The organism is Serratia sp. CY29653 (assembly GCF_052169255.1).
GTDB classification, from domain to species: domain Bacteria; phylum Pseudomonadota; class Gammaproteobacteria; order Enterobacterales; family Enterobacteriaceae; genus Serratia; species Serratia sarumanii.
In genome coordinates this window covers 1,078,499-1,102,008 of the sequence record NZ_JBJNLC010000001.1, presented here as the reverse complement: position 1 = coordinate 1,102,008, position 23,510 = coordinate 1,078,499, and the positions used below count along the sequence as shown (strand labels likewise).

The 23,510-nt window shown below is 59.7% G+C and carries 20 protein-coding genes; 15 read left to right on the top strand and 5 right to left on the bottom strand.

Going from position 1 to position 23,510, the window contains the following annotated elements; translation table 11 throughout:
• The first annotated feature begins 1 nt into the window (after position 1).
• From ACJ8HN_RS05385 to uspE, 5 genes are all read left to right on the top strand, one after another.
• Positions 2 to 856, top strand: coding sequence for a tagatose bisphosphate family class II aldolase (locus ACJ8HN_RS05385; RefSeq protein ID WP_334282647.1), 855 nt, complete (start codon positions 2 to 4; stop codon positions 854 to 856).
• A 307-nt stretch (positions 857 to 1,163) separates the two neighbouring features.
• On the top strand, positions 1,164 to 1,475 hold the full coding sequence (locus ACJ8HN_RS05380; RefSeq protein ID WP_033648420.1) for a hypothetical protein: 312 nt from the start codon (positions 1,164 to 1,166) through the stop codon (positions 1,473 to 1,475).
• Positions 1,476 to 1,694: 219 nt separating this feature from the next.
• A complete protein-coding gene (gene ogt / locus ACJ8HN_RS05375; protein WP_048321621.1) occupies positions 1,695 to 2,219 on the top strand; it encodes a methylated-DNA--[protein]-cysteine S-methyltransferase in 525 nt (174 codons plus the stop codon).
• Between the two features lie 281 nt (positions 2,220 to 2,500).
• Complete coding sequence (locus ACJ8HN_RS05370) at positions 2,501 to 3,265, top strand: FNR family transcription factor (protein WP_033634646.1); 765 nt, start codon at positions 2,501 to 2,503, stop codon at positions 3,263 to 3,265.
• A gap of 127 nt (positions 3,266 to 3,392) precedes the next feature.
• Positions 3,393 to 4,355 (top strand): universal stress protein UspE, encoded by a 963-nt coding sequence (uspE, locus tag ACJ8HN_RS05365; RefSeq protein ID WP_033648422.1) that lies wholly within the window; start codon positions 3,393 to 3,395, stop codon positions 4,353 to 4,355.
• Positions 4,356 to 4,408: 53 nt separating this feature from the next.
• On the opposite strand, the gene pntB is transcribed toward uspE, so the two are convergent.
• The gene (pntB, locus tag ACJ8HN_RS05360) at positions 4,409 to 5,803 is read right to left on the bottom strand and encodes a Re/Si-specific NAD(P)(+) transhydrogenase subunit beta (RefSeq protein ID WP_033634648.1); all 1,395 of its coding nucleotides are present in this window, start codon (positions 5,801 to 5,803) and stop codon (positions 4,409 to 4,411) included.
• 10 nt (positions 5,804 to 5,813) lie between these two features.
• A complete protein-coding gene (gene pntA, locus ACJ8HN_RS05355; protein WP_004938288.1) occupies positions 5,814 to 7,343 on the bottom strand; it encodes a Re/Si-specific NAD(P)(+) transhydrogenase subunit alpha in 1,530 nt (509 codons plus the stop codon).
• Positions 7,344 to 7,880: 537 nt separating this feature from the next.
• Here pntA and ydgH point away from each other — a divergent pair.
• The 4 genes from ydgH to ACJ8HN_RS05335 all read left to right on the top strand — a co-directional run bounded on the left by ydgH (position 7,881) and on the right by ACJ8HN_RS05335 (position 11,600).
• Positions 7,881 to 8,831 (top strand): DUF1471 family protein YdgH, encoded by a 951-nt coding sequence (gene ydgH / locus ACJ8HN_RS05350; RefSeq protein ID WP_004938291.1) that lies wholly within the window; start codon positions 7,881 to 7,883, stop codon positions 8,829 to 8,831.
• Positions 8,832 to 9,075: 244 nt separating this feature from the next.
• A complete protein-coding gene (locus ACJ8HN_RS05345) occupies positions 9,076 to 10,467 on the top strand; it encodes an amino acid permease (protein ID WP_442523126.1) in 1,392 nt (463 codons plus the stop codon).
• Between the two features lie 218 nt (positions 10,468 to 10,685).
• Positions 10,686 to 11,171 (top strand): hypothetical protein, encoded by a 486-nt coding sequence (locus tag ACJ8HN_RS05340; RefSeq protein WP_033634651.1) that lies wholly within the window; start codon positions 10,686 to 10,688, stop codon positions 11,169 to 11,171.
• A gap of 33 nt (positions 11,172 to 11,204) precedes the next feature.
• Positions 11,205 to 11,600 (top strand): pyridoxamine 5'-phosphate oxidase family protein, encoded by a 396-nt coding sequence (locus ACJ8HN_RS05335; RefSeq protein WP_043147521.1) that lies wholly within the window; start codon positions 11,205 to 11,207, stop codon positions 11,598 to 11,600.
• A gap of 99 nt (positions 11,601 to 11,699) precedes the next feature.
• Here ACJ8HN_RS05335 and ACJ8HN_RS05330 read toward each other — a convergent pair whose 3' ends face one another.
• Positions 11,700 to 12,110: a hypothetical protein gene (locus ACJ8HN_RS05330; protein WP_033648426.1), complete on the bottom strand. Its 411-nt coding sequence runs from the start codon at positions 12,108 to 12,110 to the stop codon at positions 11,700 to 11,702.
• 184 nt (positions 12,111 to 12,294) lie between these two features.
• On the opposite strand from ACJ8HN_RS05330, the gene folM reads away from it, so the two are divergent.
• The 4 genes from folM to ACJ8HN_RS05310 all read left to right on the top strand — a co-directional run bounded on the left by folM (position 12,295) and on the right by ACJ8HN_RS05310 (position 16,653).
• Positions 12,295 to 13,017, top strand: a complete 723-nt coding sequence (gene folM, locus ACJ8HN_RS05325; RefSeq protein WP_033634654.1) for a dihydromonapterin reductase — start codon at positions 12,295 to 12,297, stop codon at positions 13,015 to 13,017.
• Between the two features lie 75 nt (positions 13,018 to 13,092).
• Entirely contained in the window at positions 13,093 to 13,818 is a 726-nt protein-coding gene (rstA, locus tag ACJ8HN_RS05320) for a two-component system response regulator RstA (RefSeq protein WP_103798503.1), read from the top strand.
• Positions 13,815 to 15,119 carry a two-component system sensor histidine kinase RstB gene (gene rstB / locus ACJ8HN_RS05315; RefSeq protein WP_033648428.1) on the top strand — a complete coding sequence of 435 codons (1,305 nt, stop codon included), beginning with the start codon at positions 13,815 to 13,817 and terminating at the stop codon, positions 15,117 to 15,119. The genes rstA and rstB overlap by 4 nt, the downstream gene beginning before the upstream one ends.
• A 34-nt stretch (positions 15,120 to 15,153) precedes the next feature.
• A complete protein-coding gene (locus tag ACJ8HN_RS05310) occupies positions 15,154 to 16,653 on the top strand; it encodes a carboxypeptidase M32 (RefSeq protein WP_043147523.1) in 1,500 nt (499 codons plus the stop codon).
• Between the two features lie 169 nt (positions 16,654 to 16,822).
• On the opposite strand, the gene ACJ8HN_RS05305 is transcribed toward ACJ8HN_RS05310, so the two are convergent.
• Complete coding sequence (locus ACJ8HN_RS05305; RefSeq protein ID WP_033648430.1) at positions 16,823 to 17,728, bottom strand: alpha/beta fold hydrolase; 906 nt, start codon at positions 17,726 to 17,728, stop codon at positions 16,823 to 16,825.
• A 185-nt stretch (positions 17,729 to 17,913) separates the two neighbouring features.
• Between ACJ8HN_RS05305 and asr the strand changes: the two genes are divergently transcribed.
• Both asr and ACJ8HN_RS05295 read left to right on the top strand, forming a co-directional pair.
• On the top strand, positions 17,914 to 18,189 hold the full coding sequence (gene asr / locus ACJ8HN_RS05300) for an acid resistance repetitive basic protein Asr (protein WP_033648431.1): 276 nt from the start codon (positions 17,914 to 17,916) through the stop codon (positions 18,187 to 18,189).
• A gap of 293 nt (positions 18,190 to 18,482) precedes the next feature.
• The gene (locus ACJ8HN_RS05295) at positions 18,483 to 19,295 is read left to right on the top strand and encodes a trypsin-like serine peptidase (RefSeq protein WP_048321623.1); all 813 of its coding nucleotides are present in this window, start codon (positions 18,483 to 18,485) and stop codon (positions 19,293 to 19,295) included.
• A gap of 96 nt (positions 19,296 to 19,391) precedes the next feature.
• On the opposite strand, the gene hrpA is transcribed toward ACJ8HN_RS05295, so the two are convergent.
• Positions 19,392 to 23,279 carry an ATP-dependent RNA helicase HrpA gene (gene hrpA, locus ACJ8HN_RS05290; RefSeq protein ID WP_121535782.1) on the bottom strand — a complete coding sequence of 1,296 codons (3,888 nt, stop codon included), beginning with the start codon at positions 23,277 to 23,279 and terminating at the stop codon, positions 19,392 to 19,394.
• Positions 23,280 to 23,510: the final 231 nt, after the last annotated feature.

The window sequence follows — 23,510 nt, the reverse complement described above, 5'->3', positions numbered from 1 at the left end:
CATGTATCTGATAGCCAACCGAGAAATGCTGCTCAAGGCGCAGCGTCAGGGTTACGCCGTCCCGGCGTTTAACGTCCACAATCTGGAAACCGTGCAGGTGGTGGCGGAAACCGCCGCCGAACTGCGCTCCCCGGTGATCATGGCCGGCACGCCCGGCACCTTCAGCTATGCCGGCACCGACTACCTGATCGGCATTTGCCAATCTGCCGCGCACCGCTACGATCTGCCGTTGGCGCTGCATCTGGATCATCACGAAGCGCTGGACGACATCGAGCACAAGGTGAAAAGCGGCATCCGCTCGGTGATGATCGACGGTTCGCATTTGCCGTTCGAGCAGAACATCGCCAAGGTGGCCGCCGCAGTGGCCCTGTGCCATCGCTACGGCGCCAGCGTGGAAGCGGAGCTGGGGCGCCTGGGCGGGCAGGAAGACGATCTGATCGTCGATACGGCGGACAGCTTCTATACCAACCCGGCGGCGGCACGCGAGTTCGTCGCCGCCACCGGCATCGATTCGCTGGCGGTGGCGATCGGTTCCGCCCACGGCCTGTATCACGGCGAGCCGAAGCTGGACTTCGAGCGCCTGGCGCTGATCCGCGAACAGGTGGACGTGCCCCTGGTGCTGCACGGTGCCTCCGGTATTCCGGAAGCGATGGTTAAGCGCGCGATCTCGCTCGGCGTCTGCAAGGTCAACGTCGCCACCGAATTGAAAATCGCCTTTGCCGATGCTGTGAAAAGCTACTTTTCACAGCACCCGGATGCCAATGACCCGCGCAAATACATCGTCCCCGGCAAGCTGGCGATGAAAGAAGTGGTGGCGGAAAAGATCCGCATCTGCGGCAGCAGCGGTATGCTGTAATCCCCCGCTCGCCCCCGGTTCCTGCGGTTGCGCCACGGGGGCGAAAACATCCCGCCCTTTCCCACTTTCCTGAGAGAACGATCACAGCCTTTTTACCCTGTCCGCGCCGGAAATCATTAACCGGCCTTCACTATGATCCAAATCATGGTTTTACCCACCCTACCTCCTTACTATCAAATTCATTGAATGCAGGCAGTAGGATTTTTGCCCATTCGTTTTTATTTCGCCAGGCGAAATTGATTATTTGATGAAAACAAGCGTGCTTGTTTTTAATTGGCAGTATTTTTTACTCTGAGAGGAACAGCGTATGAACCATTACTTAGCCGTATTAAGCGCATTGGTCATTCTGCCCTTCGCTCTGCAAGCAAAACCGCTTTCCGGCAGCCAGGTCGCCTCCGGCGTCGTGCGCTTCACCGGCGCCATTACCACCCCGGCCTGCACCATCACACATCAGGATGAACAGCTTGTCTCCAACTGCTTCGGTAAAGTGACGGAATATCAGAACGGATATATTTCCTCTTCGTTAAAAGAGATGCCAAAAGAATTAGTCTCTGCCGTCACCAGCGAAATAGTGAATAACGATCCCCATTTAAAGCGCGTGACCATCAGCTATAAGTAACGCCAACGCGTTAATGCCTGATGAAATAATAAACAGAACACAACTTGCCTTGATTACTTATAAATTTATTTTATAAATTCATCGAACAATGACTCCACGGCTTACCCTGAGCCGGCTATTTGGGCAACCCTGCGGTTGCCCATCAGCATGTCCGAAATCCGCCATCGCTTCCCCCGCTTTCATGCGATAATCGCCATACCAAACCGAGGAGTGATCCAGATGCAGACTTTTTTGATTGATCGTACCGCCACGCCGGTGGGAGAACTGGTGCTGATTGCCGATGAACAGGGGCGCCTGCGGGCGATTGACTGGACCGATCACGAAGCGCGCCTGATGAAGCTGCTGAATACCCACTACCGCGCCGATCGCTTCATCCTGCGCGAGCAGCGCGATCCCGGCGGCCTGACCGATGCGATGCAACGCTATTTCGCCGGTGAGCTGAGCATTATCGATCGGCTGCCGGTGATGACCGCCGGCACCGAGTTCCAACGCACCGTATGGCAACAGCTGCGCCAAATCCCGTGCGGCGAGATCCTGACCTACGGCCAGCTGGCGCAACGCATCGGCCGTCCGACCGCCTCGCGCGCGGTCGGCATGGCCAACGGTTCGAATCCGATCAGCATCGTGGTGCCCTGCCACCGGGTGATCGGTTCGCAGGGCGCGCTGACCGGCTATGCCGGCGGCGTACAGCGCAAGCAGTGGCTGTTGCAGCATGAAGGCTACCTGCCGAAAAGTTTGCTGTAGCCGCGGCGATGAGCTCATCCAGCGCCATTGTTTGGCGCTGCTTAATAAAGCACGTTGCTCAACGCCGCGCTCGTCCCCGCTTTGGCACTATCAATAACTTGTGTGAATAAAACGCATAAGTCACAAATAATGCTCATAACTTCAGTCCCATACAGAATAATCGGCGGCATGTGTGCGCAAAATTCGCACACAATACCCCTATTCATGCTAATGCCACCCTTATCAGCTGCTGCAAAAGATGTTAAAATTGACTCATATCAATTATTGAATGAGCGTAATCTATGATCCCGGAAAAACGCGTGATTCGTCGTATCCAGTCTGGTGGTTGTGCGATCCATTGCCAGGACTGCAGCATCAGCCAGCTGTGCATTCCTTTCACCCTTAATGCCCACGAGCTGGATCAGCTCGACAACATTATCGAGAGGAAAAAGCCCATCCAGAAAGGCCAGACCCTGTTCAAGGCCGGCGACGAGTTGAAGTCGCTGTACGCGATCCGTTCCGGGACCATCAAAAGCTATACCATCACCGAGCAAGGCGACGAGCAGATCACCGGCTTCCACCTCGCGGGCGATCTGGTGGGCTTCGACGCCATCGGCGGTCTGAAGCACCCGAGTTTTGCCCAGGCGCTGGAAACCTCGATGGTGTGTGAGATCCCGTTCGAAACCCTCGACGATCTGTCCGGCAAAATGCCTAACCTGCGTCAGCAGATCATGCGGCTGATGAGCGGCGAGATCAAAGGCGACCAGGACATGATCCTGCTGCTGTCGAAGAAAAATGCCGAAGAGCGCCTGGCGGCGTTCGTTTACAACCTGTCACGCCGCTTCGCGGAGCGCGGCTTCTCACCGCGCGAGTTCCGTTTGACCATGACCCGCGGCGACATCGGCAACTACCTCGGCCTGACGGTGGAAACCATCAGCCGCCTGCTGGGCCGCTTCCAGAAAAGCGAAATCCTCAGCGTGAAAGGCAAATACATCACCATCGAAAACGCCGACGCCCTGTCGGTGCTGGCCGGTACGCCGCGCATCAACGTGTCCGTTAACGCCTGATTCTCCTGCCGGATCAACATTTCACTGAAATTGTTGATCCGGCGCCGCTTCTGTTGTTGTTCTGTTTTTCAATGTTGGGTTACTCTGTAAATTAACAGACTGTTGATTTCAGCTGTAAGGAGGCCCTATGGCGAAGTATCAGAATCTTCTGGTGGCTATTGACCCCAATCAGGACGACCAGCCGGCATTGCGCCGCGCCGTGTACCTGGTGAAACGGAACGGCGGGCGCATCAAAGCCTTCCTGCCCATTTATGACTTCTCTTACGAAATGACGACCCTGCTCTCCCCGGACGAAAGAACGGCGATGCGGCAAGGTGTGATCAGCCAACGCGCCGCCTGGATCAACGAGCAGTGCCGCTTTTACCTCAACGACGGCGTGCCGATCGAAATCAAAGTGGTCTGGCACAACCGCCCCTTCGAAGCCATCATTCAGGAAGTGCTTTCCGGCCAGCATGATCTGCTGCTGAAAATGGCGCACCAGCACGACCGGCTGGAGTCGGTGATCTTCACCCCCACCGACTGGCACCTGCTGCGCAAATGCCCTTGCCCGGTGTGGATGGTGAAAGACCAGCCCTGGCCGGAAGGCGGTAAAGCGCTGGTGGCGGTCAACCTGGCCAGCGAAGAACCCTATCACGATCCGCTCAATATCAAACTGGTGCAAGAAACCGTCGAACTGGCGCAGAACGTCAACCAGACCGAGGTTCACCTGGTCGGCGCCTATCCCGTTACTCCGATCAACATCGCCATCGAGCTGCCCGATTTCGATCCGAGCGTCTACAACGACGCCATCCGCGGCCAGCATCTGATCGCCATGAAGGCGCTGCGGCAGAAATTCTGCATTAAGGAAGAGTTCACCCACGTGGAAAAAGGCCTGCCGGAAGAGGTGATCCCCGATCTGGCCGAACACCTGCAGGCCGGCGTGGTGGTTCTGGGCACGCTGGGCCGCACCGGCATTTCGGCGGCCTTTATCGGCAACACCGCGGAACATGTGATCGACCATCTGAAATGCGATCTGCTGGTGATTAAGCCGGAGAACTTCAACTGCCCGATTGAGACGGATGAAGACGATGAGCACGACGACGAAGATTAACCCTCGCGCATAAAAAACGGGCCGCTTAGCGGCCCGTTTTTTTGGTTGCTCACTTACTTCTGCAATGCCCGCAGAATCGCTTCCACGCTGTCTTTGGCGTCGCCGAACAGCATCTGGGTGTTCTCTTTGAAGAACAGCGGGTTCTGCACGCCGGCGTAGCCGGTGTTCATCGAGCGTTTGAACGCGATCACGTTCTGCGCTTTCCACACTTCCAATACCGGCATGCCGGCGATCGGGCTGCGCGGATCCTCCAGCGCCGCCGGGTTCACCGTGTCGTTGGCGCCGATCACCAGCACGGTGTCGGTATCCGGGAAATCTTCGTTGATTTCATCCATCTCCAGCACCACGTCGTACGGCACCTTCGCCTCCGCCAGCAGCACGTTCATGTGGCCCGGCAAACGCCCCGCGACCGGGTGAATGCCGAAACGCACCTTCACGCCGCGCGCCCGCAGTTTCTCGGTGATTTCCGCCACCGGATATTGCGCCTGCGCCACCGCCATGCCGTAACCCGGGGTGATGATCACCGAGGTGGAGTTCTTCAGCTGCTCGGCCACCTCTTCCGCCGTGGTTTCACGGTATTCGCCCATCTCTTCGGCGTCGCCGGTGGACGAACCGTCACTGCCGAAGCCGCCGGCGATCACGCTGATAAACGAGCGGTTCATCGCCTTGCACATAATGTAAGACAGGATCGCACCCGAAGAACCCACCAGCGCGCCGGTGACGATCAGCAGATCGTTGCTCAGCATGAAGCCCGCCGCGGCGGCCGCCCACCCCGAGTAGGAGTTAAGCATCGATACCACCACCGGCATGTCGGCGCCGCCGATCGAGGCCACCAGATGCCAGCCGAACGCCAACGCGATCGCCGTCATCAGCAGCAGCGTAACCACCTGCCAGCCCACGCTGTCGGTACGCACGAACGCCACCAGCAGCAGGAACGAGATCACCAGCGCCGCCAGATTCAGCTTGTGGCGGTTCGGCAGCATCAGCGGCTTGGAAGAGATGATGCCACGCAGCTTGCCGAAGGCGACGATCGAACCGGTGAAGGTGACCGCGCCGATAAAGATGCCGAGGAACACTTCGGTCAGATGGATGTTCGCCATCACCGGCTCCATCGGCGCGCCGTGATCCAGGTAGCTGTTGAAGCCGACCAGCACCGCCGCCAGGCCAACGAAGCTGTGCAGCACCGCCACCAGTTCCGGCATTTCGGTCATCTCGACCTTCCTGGCCAGATAGACGCCGATCGAGCCGCCGATGATCATGGCGATGATGATCCAGCCGACGTTGCCGGAATCCGGCCCCAGAATGGTGGCGATCAGCGCGATCGCCATGCCGGCGACGCCGAACAGGTTGCCCTGCTTCGACGTTTCATGGCGCGACAGGCCCGCCAGGCTGAAAATAAACAAAATAGCGGCAACAATGTATGCAGCTGTAACCAATCCTCCAGACATTTGCTACCCCTTAGTTCTTGCGGAACATCTTCAGCATGCGCTGAGTGACGGTGAACCCACCGAAAATATTGATGCTGGCGATCAGCACGGCGATAAAGGAGAGGAAACTCACCCAGCCGCCATGGCCGATCTGCAACAGCGCGCCGACCACGATAATCCCTGAGATCGCGTTGGTGACCGACATCAACGGGGTATGCAGCGCATGGCTGACGTTCCAGACCACGTAGTAACCGACCACGCAGGCCAGCGCGAACACGGTAAAGTGCGACAGGAACTCTTTCGGCGCCGCGTCCGCCAACCAGCCGAACAGCAGGATCGCCAGAGCCATCAGGCCGTACTTCAGCCACGGCGAGGTCGGTTTGGCTTCGGGTTTGGCGGCCGGTGCGGCGGCGGGGGCCGCTTTCGGCTGGGCGGAGACCTGGATCGGCGGCGCCGGCCAGGTGATTTCACCGCTGCGCACCACGGTAACGCCGCGGATCACCGTATCGTCGAAATCGATGTCGATCTCGCCGTTTTTCTCTTTCGACAGCAGCTTCAGCAGGTTGACCAGGTTGGTGCCGTACAGCTGCGAAGATTGGGTCGGCAGGCGGCTCGGCAGATCGGTATAGCCGATGATTTTCACGCCGTTGTCGGTCACGGTAATGGTGTCGGCCACGGTCAGCTCGCAGTTGCCGCCGGTTTGCGCCGCCAGATCGACGATCACGCTGCCCGGCTTCATCGACGCCACCATCTCTTTGGTGATCAGTTTCGGCGCCGGTTTACCCGGGATCAGCGCGGTGGTGACGATGATATCGACCTCCGCCGCCTGCGCGGCGAACAGCGCCATCTCGGCCTTGATAAAGGCTTCGGACATTACTTTGGCGTAACCGTCGCCGCTGCCCGCTTCCTCTTCAAAATCCAGCTCGAGGAATTCCGCGCCCATGCTCTGCACCTGCTCTTTCACTTCCGGGCGGGTATCGAAGGCGCGCACGATGGCACCGAGGCTGCCCGCGGCGCCGATCGCCGCCAGGCCGGCCACGCCGGCGCCGATGATCATCACCTTGGCCGGCGGCACTTTGCCCGCGGCGGTGATCTGGCCGGTGAAGAAACGGCCGAACTCATGCGCCGCTTCGACGATCGCGCGGTAGCCGGCGATGTTGGCCATCGAGCTCAGCGCGTCCATCGACTGGGCGCGCGAGATGCGCGGCACCGAGTCCATCGCCAGCGCGGTGACATTGCGCGCCGCCAGCTTGGCCATCAATTCGGGGTTTTGCGCCGGCCAGATAAAGCTGACCAGCGTGCTGCCTTCGCGCATCAAGGCGATCTCGTCGTCTTGCGGCGCGTTGACTTTCAGAATCAGATCCGACTGCCACACTTCGCTTTCGTCGACCAGCGCCGCGCCGGCGGCCTCGTAGGCGACGTCCTCAAAACTGGCCAGTTTGCCCGCCCCGCGTTCAATCGCGACGGTAAAACCCAGCTTCAGCAGTTGTTCCACCGTTTTCGGCGTGGCTGCGACCCGGGCTTCATTGGCCAACCGCTCTCTTGGTACACCAATACGCATAATGTTCCCTTCTCACCTGTCTTGGATGATGTTTATTATTTTCCTGCCCATAGCACGGCGTCACCGACGGGCGTGGCATTAACTTGCCCGCACTGATTTCAGACGCCAACTATAACCTACTGAAAATAAGGTCGATGATCCATAATTGCTTACGCATTCAGCTCTGTTTTTACATAAAAACGCCGCGCGTGATATGACAAATCGCAATTTACTGTGAAAAAATCCATACAGAACAGCGCATTCTGCGTGACAAGAGATTTACGCCCGGCGTAACGATTTATGGCCATGCGCGGTGTAAAAGCATAAAAGTTATCATTTTGTGAATAATTAACATTAATGACACCAAAGCCGTTATTATGGAAACTTATGGCTATGGCGCCATCCGTGCGCCCGGCGTCACCGTCGGCGATTTGTCGCACGGGATAACATAAAATGCTGAGACAGTTTTCAGAATTACATGTAATAATCGACGGCTGAATTACACTTAAACAGTTCAGTACGTTATAAACGTTAATGCGCTAGGCGAAAGGATTTTTTATGAAGCTGAAGACCACGATCATCGCGTCAGCCTTGTTATCACTCACCGCGCTGTCTGCTCATGCGGCGCAAGAGTTAACTCCTGAGAAAGCAGCGGCGCTGAAGCCGTTTGATCGCATCACGATTACCGGCCGCTTCAATGCCATCAATGAAGCCGTCGACGCCGTATCCCGCCGTGCAGACAAACTGGGTGCCGATTCCTTCTATATCCAGGACAGCAACAACAGCAACAACGGCGGCAACTGGCGCGTCACCGCAGACCTTTATCATAAAGATGCGCCAGAAGTGAGCAAAACACCAAAATACCGCGTATTTAACGGCGTGAACGAACTGCCTAAAGAGGAAGCCTATCTGCTGGAGCCTTACGATACCGTGAGCGTCAGCGGTTTCTACCGCAGCCAGCCGGACATCAACGACGCTATCTCCAAAGAAGCGAAGAAAAAAGGCGCCGCCTCGTTCTTCATCGTGCGCCAGGTTGACGCCAACTCCGGCGGCAACCAGTTCGTTACCGCCTACATCTATAAGGCCGATGCGCCAAAACGCCGCGTGCAGAGCCCGGACGCCATTCCGGCCGATTCTGACGCCGGCCGCGCCGCACTGGCCGCAGGCGGCGCCGCTGCCGCGAAAGTCGAAATTCCTGGCGTCGCGTCTTCCGGTTCGCCAAGCCGCGAAGTGGGTCGTTTCTTTGAAACCCAGTCTTCTACCGGCCAACGCTATACCGTCACGCTGCCTAACGGCACCAAGATCCAGGAAGTGAACAACGTGACCGCCGCGCAGATGGTGCCGTTCGATTCCGTCACCTTCACCGGCCACTTCAACAGCATGACCGATGTCTCCACCGAAGTGGCGAAACGCGCGGCCGAGAAAGGCGCCAAGTACTACCACGTCACCCGCCAGTGGCAGAACAAGAGCGGCGGCAACCTGACCGTCAGCGCCGATCTGTTCAAATAAAAACCGCTTTTCGGTTTACCATCGGGCAGCCCTTGAGCTGCCCGTTTTTATTGCCGCTTTTTTCATCGCGCGTTGAATAGTTTTTTGTAAATTCCGCATATTCAATCATTGCATCTCTAATCATCCCTCCGTAAAATTTGCGCCAATTTTTAGGGCTATTGTCTATTCGCGCAGTGGTAGTTAATACATTGTTGCCACCAAGCAGTTCCCTTCCAGTTGTTTATTCTGCGTTCAGGATCCGTCATTGGAAAAAAAACTCGGTCTTACCGCGCTAACCGCTTTGGTGCTCAGCTCAATGCTGGGTGCCGGCGTGTTCAGTCTGCCGCAAAACATGGCGCAGGTCGCCAGCCCCGCCGCGCTGCTGCTGGGTTGGGGGATCACCGGCGTCGGCATTCTGTTTTTGGCCTTCGCCATGCTGTTGCTTACGCGTTTGCGTCCGGATCTGGACGGCGGCATTTTCACCTACGCCAAGGAAGGGTTCGGCGAGCTGGTGGGCTTCTGCTCCGCCTGGGGTTACTGGCTGTGCGCCGTGATCGCCAACGTCTCGTATCTGGTGATCGTGTTCGCGGCGCTGAGTATCTTCACCGATCGCGGCGGCAGCGTGATTCTCGGTGACGGCAATACCTGGCAGGCGCTGATCGCCGAATCCGCCCTGCTGTGGATCGTGCACGCGCTGGTGCTGCGCGGCGTGCAAACCGCCGCCAGCATCAATCTGGCGGCCACCCTCGCCAAGCTGTTGCCGCTGGGAATATTCGCCGTTCTGGCGGCGATCGCCTTTAAAATGGACGTGTTCACGCTGGATTTCAAAGGCATCGCCCTCGGCAAGCCGGTGTGGGAACAGGTCAAGGACACCATGTTGATCACCCTGTGGGTGTTTATCGGCGTGGAAGGCGCGGTGGTGGTTTCCGCCCGCGCCCGCAATAAGAAAGACGTGGGCCGCGCCACTATGCTGGCGGTGCTGTCGGCGCTGGCGGTGTATCTGATGGTGACGCTGCTGTCGCTGGGCGTGGTGCCGCGCAGCGAACTGGCCGAAATGCGCAATCCGTCGATGGCGGTGCTGATGGTGGAACTGATCGGCCCGTGGGGTGACGTGCTCATCGCCGCCGGCCTGATCATTTCCGTGTGCGGCGCCTACCTGAGCTGGACCATCATGGCGGCGGAAGTGCCGCTGCTGGCCGCGCAGCACGGCGCGTTTCCGCGCGTGTTCGGCAAGCAGAACCGCCATCATGCCCCGTCCTCTTCGCTGTGGCTGACCAACATCGCGGTGCAGCTGGCGCTGGTGCTGATCTGGCTGACCGGCAGCAACTATAACTCGCTGCTGACCATCGCTTCGGAAATGATCCTGGTGCCTTACTTCCTGGTTGGCGCGTTTCTGTTCAAGGTGGCTTACCGCCGCCGCGACAAACGCCTGATCTTCGCCGCCACCGGCGCCTGCGTCTATGGCCTGTGGCTGCTGTACGCTTCCGGGCTGATGCACCTGCTGATGTCGGTGCTGCTGTATGCGCCTGGGCTGTTGGTGTTCATGTATGCCCGCCGCGGCCATCGGGACATCAATCTGCTCAACCGGCTGGAAAAGAGCAGCATCTTCTTGCTGCTGGCGGCCACGCTGCCTGCCGGTTGGCTTATGCTGCACTAAAATCGCCTGTCAATGCGGCTGCCCGTCAGCCGCATTTCGTTTCCCCCTTCTTTCCTCGTTACCCCGCTACCCGTTGTTGATCCGTCAGTTGCTTCTCTTGCGATCTTAAATGCAATTAATTATCATTATCATTTGAGTATTAACGGCAAGACGCGAGTGCCCCCTGCCGAGAGGCGTCAGGAGGCGGGTTTAGACCGGCTGAAAATGGAAGGCATTTCATGGCTGAAAAACTGCTGCATGCATTACCCTTGTTTACCGCCTGGGAAGCGCTGATCGCCGAGGGCAACACGGCATTCAATCAGCGGCGCGATCGCCTGGCGATGGCGCACTACCAGCAGGCGCTGGAGGCCGCTCAGGCGCTCGTCGCCGAGCGGCCCTGGCAAAACGCGGAATATACCGAACGGTTTGACGCACTGCATCTTTTCGAATCCGCCCTGGCCGCGCTGATCGTCACGTTCAACAACATCACCCATCTGCGCCTGCGGCAAAAGCCGCTTCGCGGCGTAGAACCCCACGTGCATCAGGCCCGGCTCGCCATCGAGCAACTGATGGACGACACCTCGCTGTGCGAACAGATGCAGCAGATCGCCGAACGGCACCTGCTGCGGTTCCGAATTGAAACGCTGCAGGCGCTGCGCGAGCACCGGCTGCCGGAAACCAGCGTCTGCGCGCCCGCGGCGAACCATTCCGCCACCGTGCATTAACAACGCCACCACGACCTGAGGGGTAATCTGCCAATGAATGAATTGAATGATGAGATGAAAAAGATGCTGGCCAAACAGCTGCCTGTGCAGGCGACCAGCAGCCCAAGCGGCATGCCCGATATCGGCCCCAAGCGCTCTTTGCGCCTGTATGACGACCGTACGCTGATTTACAACGAAAATACCGGCGGCCAGACGCTGCAAAATATCAGGGAAGGATCGAAAATGGCCGTCGTGGTTATCGATCGCGAGGCGCTGGACGGTTACCGCTTCGTCGGCACCCCGGAACTGTTCCTGGCGGGCAAGCCGTTTGACGATGCGCTGGCGTTTGCAGAAAAAAATGGAATGAAGCCGCCGAAATACGCAGTGCTGATTCATATAGACGGCATTTATACCCTACGCTCCGGCCCCAATGCCGGGACCCGGCTTTAAAGGCAGGCCGCTACGCGGCGCGGAATATCACGTTCATGGTTAGGCTATCGCGACAAGTCAATTGCCTAACCATCAACGAGTGGCCGGGTTGATTCCCGGTCAGCTTTTAGGGGGAATGGTGACGGTCATGCGCTCACCCACCAGGGCGATCGCGATGCCTTCCGCGCACTCTTTCTGAATGGCCGCCAGCTGCTGCGCCTCCAGCTCATAGGGCAGCTGAATATCAAATACCGTCAGACCCTGCTGCTGCGCCAGGTCAATCAGGCGCACAATGTTGGTTTCATCGCTGACCTGGGTTGACACCACCTGCAGCGCCAGCTCTTTCAACTGCTCTTTGCGCGTTTGTGACGTGGTCACGCGCGATTTCAACACCATGCCGAAGATCGGCATCACACCATAAATAGCATCAACAAAGCGCCAGTGCTTCCTGCACGATGCGGACAGAAAATCCATATAGTCGAAACAGATTTTCTCACTGCGCGCGATGGATGCAAGGTGATTGCTGTTCATCCCCTCATTCCTCTCATGGCCAGTGTTAACCCGTGGTCTTTCAAGCCGCCGCCGGGCGACAACCTGAAATGCATTGGGGATCTTACATCCAGAAATGGATAATCATGCGAAGCTTTAACGACTTTCCGCCGTATGATGGCATAATTCCCCTATTGTTTGCCAGTCTGTCCAGGAGCTTTAATCAATGGAACACCCCAACTCTGCCCCGGTGCTGATTACCGGCGGCGCGCGGCGCATCGGGCTGGCGCTCGCCAGAGCGTTTCTCCAGCGCGGCGTTCCCGTCATCATCGCCTATCGCAGCGAATATCCGGCGATGGCCGAGTTGAAAGCCTTGGGCGCCTGCTGCATTCAGGGCGACTTTTCCACGCACGAAGGCATTTACCGTTTCGCCGACCAGGTGCGGCAGGTGGCGCCCAAATTGCGCGCGGTGATCCACAACGCCAGCGCCTGGCAGGCAGAGTCGCCGCAGGTGCCGCCGGAACAGGTGATGGCGGCGATGCTGCAAATTCACGTCTATACGCCCTATTTGCTCAACCAACTGCTTGAAACCTGCCTGACCGGCCAGGGCCAGGCCGGCGCGGACATTATCCATCTGACCGACTACGTGGTGGAAAAAGGCAGCGACAAACACATCGCCTACGCCGCCAGCAAGGCCGCGCTGGACAATATGACCCGTTCGTTCGCCCGCAAGCTGGCGCCGGAGGTCAAGGTCAACGCCATTGCGCCGGCGCTGATCATCTTCAATCCTGGCGACGACGAGGCTTATCGCCAGCAGGCGCTGGCGAAATCGCTGATGAAGGTCGCGCCGGGCGAGAGCGAAGTGGTCAACCTGGTTAACTACCTGCTGGAGAGCCGCTACGTCACCGGCCGCACCCACGGCGTCGACGGCGGCCGGCCGCTGCGCTGAGGCCAAGATCCGCATGGCGCATCCCTGCGGGCCGCGCTATGCTGAAATCCGCTTTTCTTATTAAAACACGGGCATATGCATAAAATTGTTTTTGTGGAAGACGATCCTGAAGTCGGCAAGCTGATCGCCGCCTATCTGGGCAAACACGACATCGAGGTGCTGATCGAACCGCGCGGCGACAGCGCGCAGGCGCGCATCGCGCACGAGCAACCCGATTTGGTGCTGCTGGACATCATGCTGCCCGGCAAAGACGGCATGACGCTGTGCCGCGATCTGCGCCCCACCTTCCCCGGCCCGATCGTGCTGCTCACCTCGCTCGACAGCGACATGAACCATATCCTGTCGCTGGAGATGGGCGCCAACGACTATATCCTGAAAACCACGCCGCCGGCGGTGCTGCTGGCTCGCCTGCGTTTGCACCTGCGCCAACACAGCCAGCAGCCGAAAGAAGAGTCGGTTCAGCCGCTCACCCAGCACAACGCGCTGCATTTCGGGCTATTGTGCATCGACCCGGTCAACCGGCAGGTCACGCTGGGCGAAGAAACCGTCACGCTGTCCACCTCGGATTTCGATCTGCTGTGGGAGCTGGCGACCCACGCCGGGCAGATCATGGATCGCGAGGCGCTGCTGCAAAACCTGCGCGGCGTGAGCTATGACGGTATGGACCGCAGCATCGATGTGGCGATCTCCCGCCTGCGCCGCAAGCTGTACGACAACGCGCTGGAGCCGTTCCGTATCAAGACCGTGCGCAATAAAGGTTATCTGTTCGCCCCTAACGCCTGGGCATCGGTGCAACAATGAGAAAACTTTTCGTCCAGTTCTTCCTGTTGCTATTCGTCTGTTTTCTGGTGATGGCGATGCTGGTCGGCCTGGTGTACAAAGTGACCGCCGAGCGCGCCGGCCGCCAGTCGATGGACGATCTGATGAAAAGTTCGCTGTACCTGATGCGCAGCGAGCTGCGCGAAATCCCGCTGAAGGACTGGAACAAGACCATCGCCACGCTGGATCTCAACCTGTCGTTCAAGCTGCATATCGAGCCGCTCGGCAAACAGGAGCTGAGCGAGGATCTGAAAAAGCGGCTGCGGCTGGGGGAAATCATCGCCCTCGACGATCAGTACACCTTTATGCAGCGCATTCCGCGCAGCCACTATGTGTTGGTGGTCGGCCCCATTCCTTATCTGTTCTACCTGCATCAGATGCGCCTGCTGGATCTGGTGTTGCTGGTGTTTATCGGCATGTCGCTGGCGCTGCCGGTGTTTCTGTGGATGCGGCCGCACTGGCAAGACCTGCTCAAACTGGAAAACGCCGCCCAGCGGCTCGGCGCCGGGCATCTGGATGAACGCACCCACTTCGATCCTACCTCCAGCCTGAGCCGGCTCGGCGTGGCGTTCAACCAGATGGCCGACAACGTCAATACCCTGATCGCCAGCAAGAAACAGCTGATCGACGGCATCGCGCACGAGCTGCGCACGCCGCTGGTGCGCCTGCGCTACCGGCTTGAAATGAGCGATAACCTGTCCGACAGCGAGCAGCAGGCGCTGAACCGCGATATCGGCCAGTTGGAGTCGCTGATCGACGAGCTGCTGACCTATGCCCGTCTGGACCGTCCGCAGGTTGCGTTAAACATTGAACCCATCGATCTGCCAAAGTGGCTCGAGGACAAGGTCGATGATATCCGCCTGATCCATCAGGATCGCGACATCCAGCTCGATATCCCGCACGTCGGCGACTTCGGCGGCGTCGATCTGCGCCTGATGGAGCGCGTGCTCGACAACCTGGTCAACAACGCGCTGCGCTATTCCGAACAGCGGCTGCGCGTTGGCCTGTGGTTTGACGGCGACCTCGCCTGCTTGCAGGTCGAGGATGACGGGCCGGGTATCCCGCCGGAAGAGCGCGAACGGGTGTTTGAACCTTTCGTCCGTCTCGATCCCAGCCGCGATCGCGCTACCGGCGGCTGCGGGCTGGGGCTGGCCATCGTCCATTCCATCGCCGTCGCCCACCAGGGACAGGTGTTCGTCGAAGGCAGTTCGCTCGGCGGCGCCAGCTTCCGTTTCTGCTGGCCGGTGAAGCCGACATTCAGTTTAAAAGCCGATCTGGCGTAAAGCCGCCAGACCTTCTCATTGGAGCCGAATAATAATGACATCTGCACATTCCAACACGTCTGCTTACGATCACCTGCGCGCCCTGTTCAGCCGGCTGTCGCGTTTCGGCCACCTGTCCGCCATCGCCGGTTGGGACATGCAAACCATGATGCCGCCGGGCGGCAGCAAGGCGCGCTCCGAAGCACTGGCCGAGCTGAGCGTACTGCAGCACCAGATTTTAACGGCACAAAGCACCGGCGCGCTGTTGGATCGCGCGCAGCAAGAGACGCTGGACGAAATCGACCGCGCCAACCTGCGCGAAATGCGCCGCCAATATGAAGACGCCGTGCTGCTGCCGGCCGCGCTGGTCGAAGCCAAATCGCTGGCCGGCGCGCGCTGCGAACACGCCTGGCGCGCCCAGCGCCCGGCCAATGACTGGGACGGCTTCGCCGACAACCTGCGCGAAGTGGTCAAGCTCAGCCGGGAAGAAGCGCAGATCCGCGCGCAGGCGGCCGGCACCAGCCGTTATGACGCCCTGCTAAACCTGTATGAACCGGGCATGCGCAGCAGCGATCTCGACCGCATCTTCGGCGATCTGAAAACCTGGCTACCGGATCTGCTGCAGCGCGTGGTGGCCAAACAGGCTAACGAGCCCTGCCAGGCGCCGCAGGGTCCGTTCAATGTAGACACCCAGCGCCAGCTTAGCCTCAGCGTGATGAAGCTGCTCGGTTTCAACTTCGACAACGGCCGCGTCGACGTCAGCGCCCACCCGTTCTGCGGCGGCGTGCCGGAAGATGTGCGCATCACCACGCGTTACAACGAGAAAGAGTTTTTGACCGCGCTGCTCGGCATCGTGCACGAAACCGGCCACGCCCGCTACGAGCAGAACCTGCCGCGCGATCTGCTCGGCCAGCCGGTCGCCCTGGCTCGTTCCACCGCTATCCATGAATCGCAAAGCCTGCTGTTCGAAATGCAGCTGGCGCGCGGCAATGAATTCCTGAAGATCTTGCGTCCGTTGGTCACCGCGCAGTTTGGCGAACAGCCGGCGCTGGAAGAGGCCAACTTTATTCGCCTCAACCAGCGCGTTAAACCGGGCCTGATCCGCGTCGACGCCGACGAGGTGAGCTATCCTGCCCACGTCATCCTGCGCTACGAAATTGAAAAAGCGCTGATCGAAGGCGATATTGAGGTGGAAGACATTCCGGCGCTGTGGAATGAGAAGATGCAGGCTTACCTCGGCCTCGACACCATCGGCAACTACCGCAACGGCTGCATGCAGGATATTCACTGGACCGACGGCGCCTTCGGCTACTTCCCGACGTACACCCTCGGCGCGATGTACGCCGCGCAGCTGTTCCACAGCGTGCGTCAGGCCCTGCCTTCGCTGAGCGAAGATATCGCCGCCGGCAACCTGCAGCCGCTGTTCCACTGGTTGCAGCACAATATTTGGCGCCACGGCAGCCGTTTCCCGACCGAAACGCTGATCGCCAACGCGACCGGCGAAGCGCTCAACCCGCGCTACTTCCGTCAGCATTTGGAAACCCGCTACCTGTAATCTCTCCTGGCGCGGCCCCGGCCGCGCCCTTTTCCCGCCTGCATGACCGGATAATGTTTCATAGCGCGCATTCCTTGCCGACAACGCCTTGGCCACAGAGTGGCGGCTGGCTACTCACCATAAGTATGTTGTAACTAAAATAGCAAAAAACGCCGGGCTTTCCGGCCTCTCATCCCAGCGCATGACGGGCGATCATCGCCGCCAGCTGCGGCCTCAATGGCGCGGGCAGGTCATGCCCCATACCCGGCATGATATGCAATTTGGCGTTGGCGACCGCACGGGCGATCGCAACCCCACCCGCCTTGCGCACCAGCCGATCGCGATCGCCGTGAATAACCAGCGTCGGCGCGGCTATGCGCCGGCTATAACGACGCAGATCGCCGCTGCCGAGCAACGCGGAAAGTTGCCGCTGCATGCCTTCCGGATCCACGCCCCGCTTCAGCAACCGCGTCACCAGCGTATCCAGCTCCGCCTCCTCCGGCGGATAAAATCGGGTGCCGAGCGCGCGCAGGAAGGTTTTCATCCCCTCGTGGCGCTGCTGCAGCGTCAAATCGGCCGCAGGCCGGCGCACCAACAGCCATAGCAGCGAAGGGGCCGGCGGCGGTAACAGCGGTTGATTGGTGCTGGAGAACAAGATGCATAACGAGGCGACGCGCTGCGGGTATTCGGCGGCCAGCACCTGGGCGATCATCCCCCCCATCGAAGCGCCCAGTACGTGAGCCTGCGGAATGCGTAAATGATCGAGCAGATGCGCCGCGTCCGCCGCCATGTCCGCCAGTGTATAAGGCACCGGCGTTTGCCAACCGAGCTGGGCGCGCAACATCAGCAGCCACAACGGCTGCGTACGTTGTGCCTGCGTTTTGCCGGAAAGGCCGACGTCTCGGTTGTCATAGCGGATCACCCGAAATCCCTTGGCCACCAGGGCGCGGCAGAAGTCGTCAGGCCACAGCAAAAGCTGTGCGCCGATACCCATGATGAGCAGCAGCGGCGGGTGCGCCTCATCACCCCAGTCCTCATAGGCCAGCGGCACCTCGCCCTGTTCGGTCACGCCACAACGAATTGATATCTCGTTCATGTTAAATCCTTTTTACCGTGCCTGGCGGTCATTATAACAGCAATCCCACTCCCCACCGCCGCCCTGTACATTAGGTTACATGCCGAAACCAATCACTCACGGAAAGGCGGACGCCGTTTGCCTACTATCATTTCAACGGCCCCGCAGTGGGGTTGATACCCAAAAGCCATATTGAGGATTCTGCGATGAAAAAAGTATTAGCTCTGGTTGTTGCCGCTGCAATGGGTCTGTCTTCCGTAGCTTTCGCTGCCGAGGCTGCCACCACCGCACCTGCGGCTAGCGCAACCACCGCCACCGCTGCGCCGGCTAAAGCCCAGGTGAAACACCACGGCAAGAAAGCCCCGGTTCAGAAAGCTCAGGCGGCCAAAAAGCATCACAAAAAAGCCGGTGCGAAAGCCCCGGCCCAAAAAGCCCAGGCGGCTAAAAAACACCACAAGAAAGCTAGCCACAAAAAGGCGTAACAACGTGAGGCTCCCCTCACCGTTTCAGGCTTGACGTGTACAACACCCGGTTCGCCGGGTGTTTTTTCATCGGGGGTTCGCATTGATGCTGCGCCGCTACCTGTTCGAGATCGTTCTGACCGCCCTGATCCTTTGCGGCCTGATCGCCGTCTTTTTTTACCTGTAGCCTGCCGCATCGCCGGCGGGAAATTATTGAAAAATCAATTATTGCCCATCCACACGGATGCTAAATCAGTCTATAGTTAGCATTCAGTGTGTTTATGGATGATCCGTATTTGTCAGGCAAGAGATCTATGCGCAAATCCGTTTTACTGTTGCTGTGCTCACTCCCGCTCATCGCTGCTCAGGCGGCACGCGCCGACGACCCGTCCAAGGCCGAGCAAACGCGTCTGTTTTTCGGCAAAGATGAACGCATCAAGGTCACGGATACCACCGCCCAGCCCTGGCAGGCCATCGGCCAGGTCGAAACTGCCAGCGGCAATCTGTGTACCGCCACGCTGATCTCCCCACACCTGGCGTTGACCGCCGGCCACTGCGTGCTGGCGCCGCCGGGGCAACTGGATAAAGCCATCGCCCTGCGCTTCGTGGCGGGCGATAAATCCTGGCGGTATCAAACCGACAATATCGAAACTCTGGTCGACAGCAAGCTGGGCAAAAAGCTGAAGCCGGACGGCGATGGCTGGATCGTGCCACCCGCCGCCGCCGCTTATGACTTTGCGCTGATCCGTCTGAAAGACAAAAAGCCGCTGCCGATCGCACCGTTGCCGCTGTGGCAAGGCGACAGCAAGGCGCTGACCCAGGCCCTGAAACAGGCCAAGCGGTTGATTACTCAGGCGGGTTACCCGGAGGATCATCTGGATGACCTCTACAGCCACCAAAACTGCAAGGTCACCGGCTGGGCCCAGCAAGGCGTACTGTCGCACCAGTGTGATACCCTGCCCGGCGACAGCGGCTCACCGCTGCTGTTGAAAACCGCCGACGGCTGGCAGTTGATCGCCATCCAAAGCTCGGCGCCGGCGGCGAAAGATCGCTACCGCGCCGACAACCGCGCCCTGGCGGTGCCCGGCATCCGCGAAGCGCTAGACGCCCTGGCGGCAGGCAAGTAGCTCTCATAACGGCGCATCAAGCGCCGTTGCTGTTTCTCTGTTCTCTGAATTTCAACTTGCGCTGCGCCGGCCGTTTGCCGGCCGGCGCGCCCGAACTTAGCCCGAAAGCTGTTCGATAGTTTGCAGAATGCGCTTGTCGGAGATCGGGTACGGCGTGCCCAGCTGCTGCGCGAACAGGCTGACGCGCAGCTCTTCGATCATCCAGCGCACCGCTTTCACCTCTTCCTCCTGCTGCCGCTTGGGCGGCAGCTTGTTCAGCCACTGCTGCCAGGCCTGCTGCACCTGCTCCACCCGCAGCATCTGCGCGCGATCGCGATGCGGATCGATGGCCAGTTTTTCCAATCGGCGTTCGATCGCCTGCAGGTAGCGCAGCGTGTCCGGCAGGCGTTTCCAGCCGTTGCCGGTGACGAAACCGCGGTAGACCAGGCCGCCAAGCTGGGTTTTGATGTCCGACAACGCCAGCGCCAACGACATATCCACCCGGCCTTTCAGCCGTTTGTTGATGTTGAAGACCGCCGTCAGGATCTGCTCAACCTGCCTGGCCACCTCGACGACCGTGTCGTTCAGCTCGGCGCGGATCTGCTCCTGCAGGCGCGCAAAGCCTTCTTCTTGCCAGACCGGGCCGCCGTGTTCGGCGATCAGCTTGTCGATACCGCACGAAATGCAGTCGTCGATCAGCTCCAGCACCTTGCCGTACGGGTTGAAGTAGAGCCCCAGCTTGGCCTTGTTCGGCAGCTTTTCATGCAGGTATTTGATCGGCGAAGGAATATTCAGCAACAGCAGGCGGCGCGTGCCCTGCCACATCGCCTGTTGCTGCTCGCTTTCGCTGTCGAACAGGCGGATCGCCACGCTGTCCTTTTCATCCACCAACGCCGGGTAAGCCTTCATCGAATAGCCGCCGCGCTTCTGCTCGTAAAACGCCGGCAGTTGGCCAAAGCTCCAGACATGCAGATTGCTCTGCTCCAGCCCATCGTCGGCCACCGCCGACAGCGTCTCCTGCACCTTCTCTTTCAGCTGCAGGCGCAACGCGGCCAGGTCTTTGCCTTCGCGCAGCGTCTGATTTTTCTCGCCCACCACGCGGAAGGTCATCTTCAGGTGATCGGGTACCTGATCCCACTGCCAGTCATCACGTGACACGGTCACGCCAGTCATGCGCCGCAGCTCGCGCTCCAGCGCGTCCAGCAGCGGCAATTCCAGCGCCGTGACGCGGCCAAGGAACGCCTCGGCGTAGTTCGGCGCCGGCACGAAGTTGCGGCGCACCGGTTTCGGCAACGATTTGATCAGCGCAATCACCAGCTCGCGGCGGATGCCGGGGATCTGCCATTCGAAGCCCTGCTCCTCCACCTGGTTGAGGATCGGCAGCGGAATGTGCACCGTCACGCCGTCGGCGTCGGTGCCCGGTTCAAACTGGTAGCTCAGCCGCAGCTTGAGGTTGCCCTGATGCCAAAAGTTCGGGTAATCGAGCGCGCTGATCTTGTTGGCGCCGTCCTTGATCAGCATCTCTTTTTCGAAGTTCAACAGATCCGGCTGCTGTTTGACCGCGCTCTTCCACCAGCTGTCGAAATGACGGCCGGAAACCACGTCGTTGGGGATACGGCGATCGTAGAAGCCGAACAGCGTTTCGTCATCCACCAGAATGTCGCGGCGGCGTGATTTATGCTCCAGCTCCTCCACTTCGGCGCGCAGCTTTTGGTTTTCGCGGAAGAAGGCGTGGCGCGTCTGCCAGTCGCCCTCCACCAGCGCATGGCGAATAAACAGCTCGCGGCACAGCAGCGGATCGATGGAGCCGTAGTTGACCTGGCGCGCCGCGACGATCGGCAGGCCGAACAGCGTGACCTTTTCGCTGGCCATCACCGCCCCCTGCGACTTCGACCAGTGCGGTTCGCTGTAGCTGTGTTTCACCAGGTGCTGAGCCAGCGGCTCGATCCATTCCGGTTCGATGCGCGCAGCGATGCGCCCCCACAGGCGGCTGGTTTCCACCAGTTCGGCCACCATGGTCCACTTCGGCGGCTTCTTGAACAGGCCGGAGCCGGGGAAGATGGAGAAGCGGGCGTTGCGCGCGCCGGTGTATTCCTGCTTGTCCGCATCCTTCTGGCCAATGTGCGACAGCAGGCCGGTCAGCAGCGCGGTGTGCACGCTGCGGTAGTCGGAAGGCGTGCTGTTGATCGGCAGCCCCAGCTCTTTCACCACCTGGCGCAGCTGGGTGTAGATATCCTGCCACTCGCGCACCCGCAGGTAGTTGAGGAAATCGTTGCGGCATAGCCGGCGGAACTGGCTGGAGGAGTTCGCCTTTTGCTGCTCCTGCAGATAATCCCACAGGTTGACGAACGCCAGGAAGTCCGAGTCCTTGTCGGCGAAGCGGCGGTGTTTTTCATCCGAGGCCTGCTGCTTGTCCATCGGGCGCTCACGCGGATCCTGAATCGACAGCGCGGCGGTGATGATCATCACCTCGCGCACGCTGCCGCTCTTCTGCGCTTCCAGCACCATGCGCGCCAGACGCGGGTCGATCGGCAACTGCGCCAGCTGGCGGCCCTGCGGCGTCAGCTGATAGTGGCCGTTGTCGGCGGTGGCGATCGCCCCCAGCTCTTCCAGCAGGCGCACGCCATCCTGAATGTTGCGCTTGTCCGGCGCCTCGACGAACGGAAACGCGGCGATGTCGCCCAGCCCCAGCGAGGTCATCTGCAGAATGACCGACGCCAGGTTGGTGCGCAGAATTTCCGGATCGGTAAACGCCGGCCGTGACAGGAAATCCTGCTCGGAGTACAGGCGGATGCACACCCCCTCCGATACGCGGCCGCAGCGCCCTTTACGCTGGTTGGCGGAAGCCTGCGACACCGGTTCGATCGGCAGGCGCTGCACCTTGGTGCGGAAGCTGTAGCGGCTGATGCGCGCGGTGCCCGGATCGATGACGTACTTGATGCCCGGAACCGTCAGCGAGGTTTCCGCCACGTTGGTGGCCAGCACGATGCGGCGGCCGTGGTGCGACTGGAACACCCGGTTCTGCTCGCTGTTCGACAGGCGCGCATACAGCGGCAGCACCTCGGTGTGCGGCAGATTGAGGCGGTTGAGGGCGTCGGCGGTATCGCGGATCTCGCGCTCGCCGCTCATGAAGATCAGAATGTCGCCCGGCCCTTCGCGGCCAAGCTCGTCCACCGCATCGAAAATCGCCTGCAGCTGGTCGCGATCGGTATCGTCGCCGTCGTCGACCACCGGGCGGTAGCGCACCTCCACCGGGTAGGTGCGGCCGGAAACCTCGATGATTGGCGCATTGTTGAAATGGCGCGAGAAGCGCTGCGGATCGATGGTCGCCGAGGTGATGATCACCTTGAGATCCGGGCGCTTCGGCAGCAGTTCGCGCAGGTAGCCGAGAATAAAGTCGATGTTGAGGCTGCGCTCGTGCGCTTCATCGATGATCAGCGTGTCGTACTGCATCAGCAGGCGGTCCTGCTGAATTTCCGCCAGCAAGATACCGTCGGTCATCAGCTTGACCAGGGTATTTTCTCCCACCTGATCGTTGAAGCGCACCTTGTAGCCGACGCTGCCGCCGAGCGGGGTTTCCAGCTCGTCGGCGATGCGGTTGGCGACGGTGCGGGCCGCCAGGCGGCGCGGCTGGGTATGGCCGATCAGCCCTTTCACCCCGCGCCCCAGTTCCAGGCAAATCTTCGGCAGCTGGGTGGTTTTCCCCGAGCCGGTCTCCCCGGCGACAATCACCACCTGGTGATCGCGGACGGCGTTTAATATGTCCTGTTTTTTTTGGCTGACCGGCAGGCTTTCCGGATAGGTAATGCGCGGGCAAGACGCGGCGCGCGCCTGCACTTTTTGCCGCGCCGCCGCGATGTCGCTTTCTACTTCGGCGGCCACAGCCAGCTGGGCATCGGGATTTTTGATTTTTCGTGCGCCCTGCAGGCGACGACGCAGACGTTGTTGATCGCGGAGCATCAGCTCACCCAGTTGGGTCGGCAGTGCCTCGAGCGGAGATTTCACGTTCGGTGTTCCTTGTTTCTTCGCCGCCAAGGCCAGGCTTGGCAACGGTTTGATGTTTTTTTAGCGATTTTTTTGCTTTAGCCGCACAGCCTATCACAAACGGCTTTCTCCCCCTACTTCCGCGAGTAAAGCCTCGCCATGTCATTCAATAAAATCGAACGAAGATCTCGAAATATTGCGCTATCACTGTTGGAGGAATGTGAATAGCATGTACTCCATGCAAGGGACGCT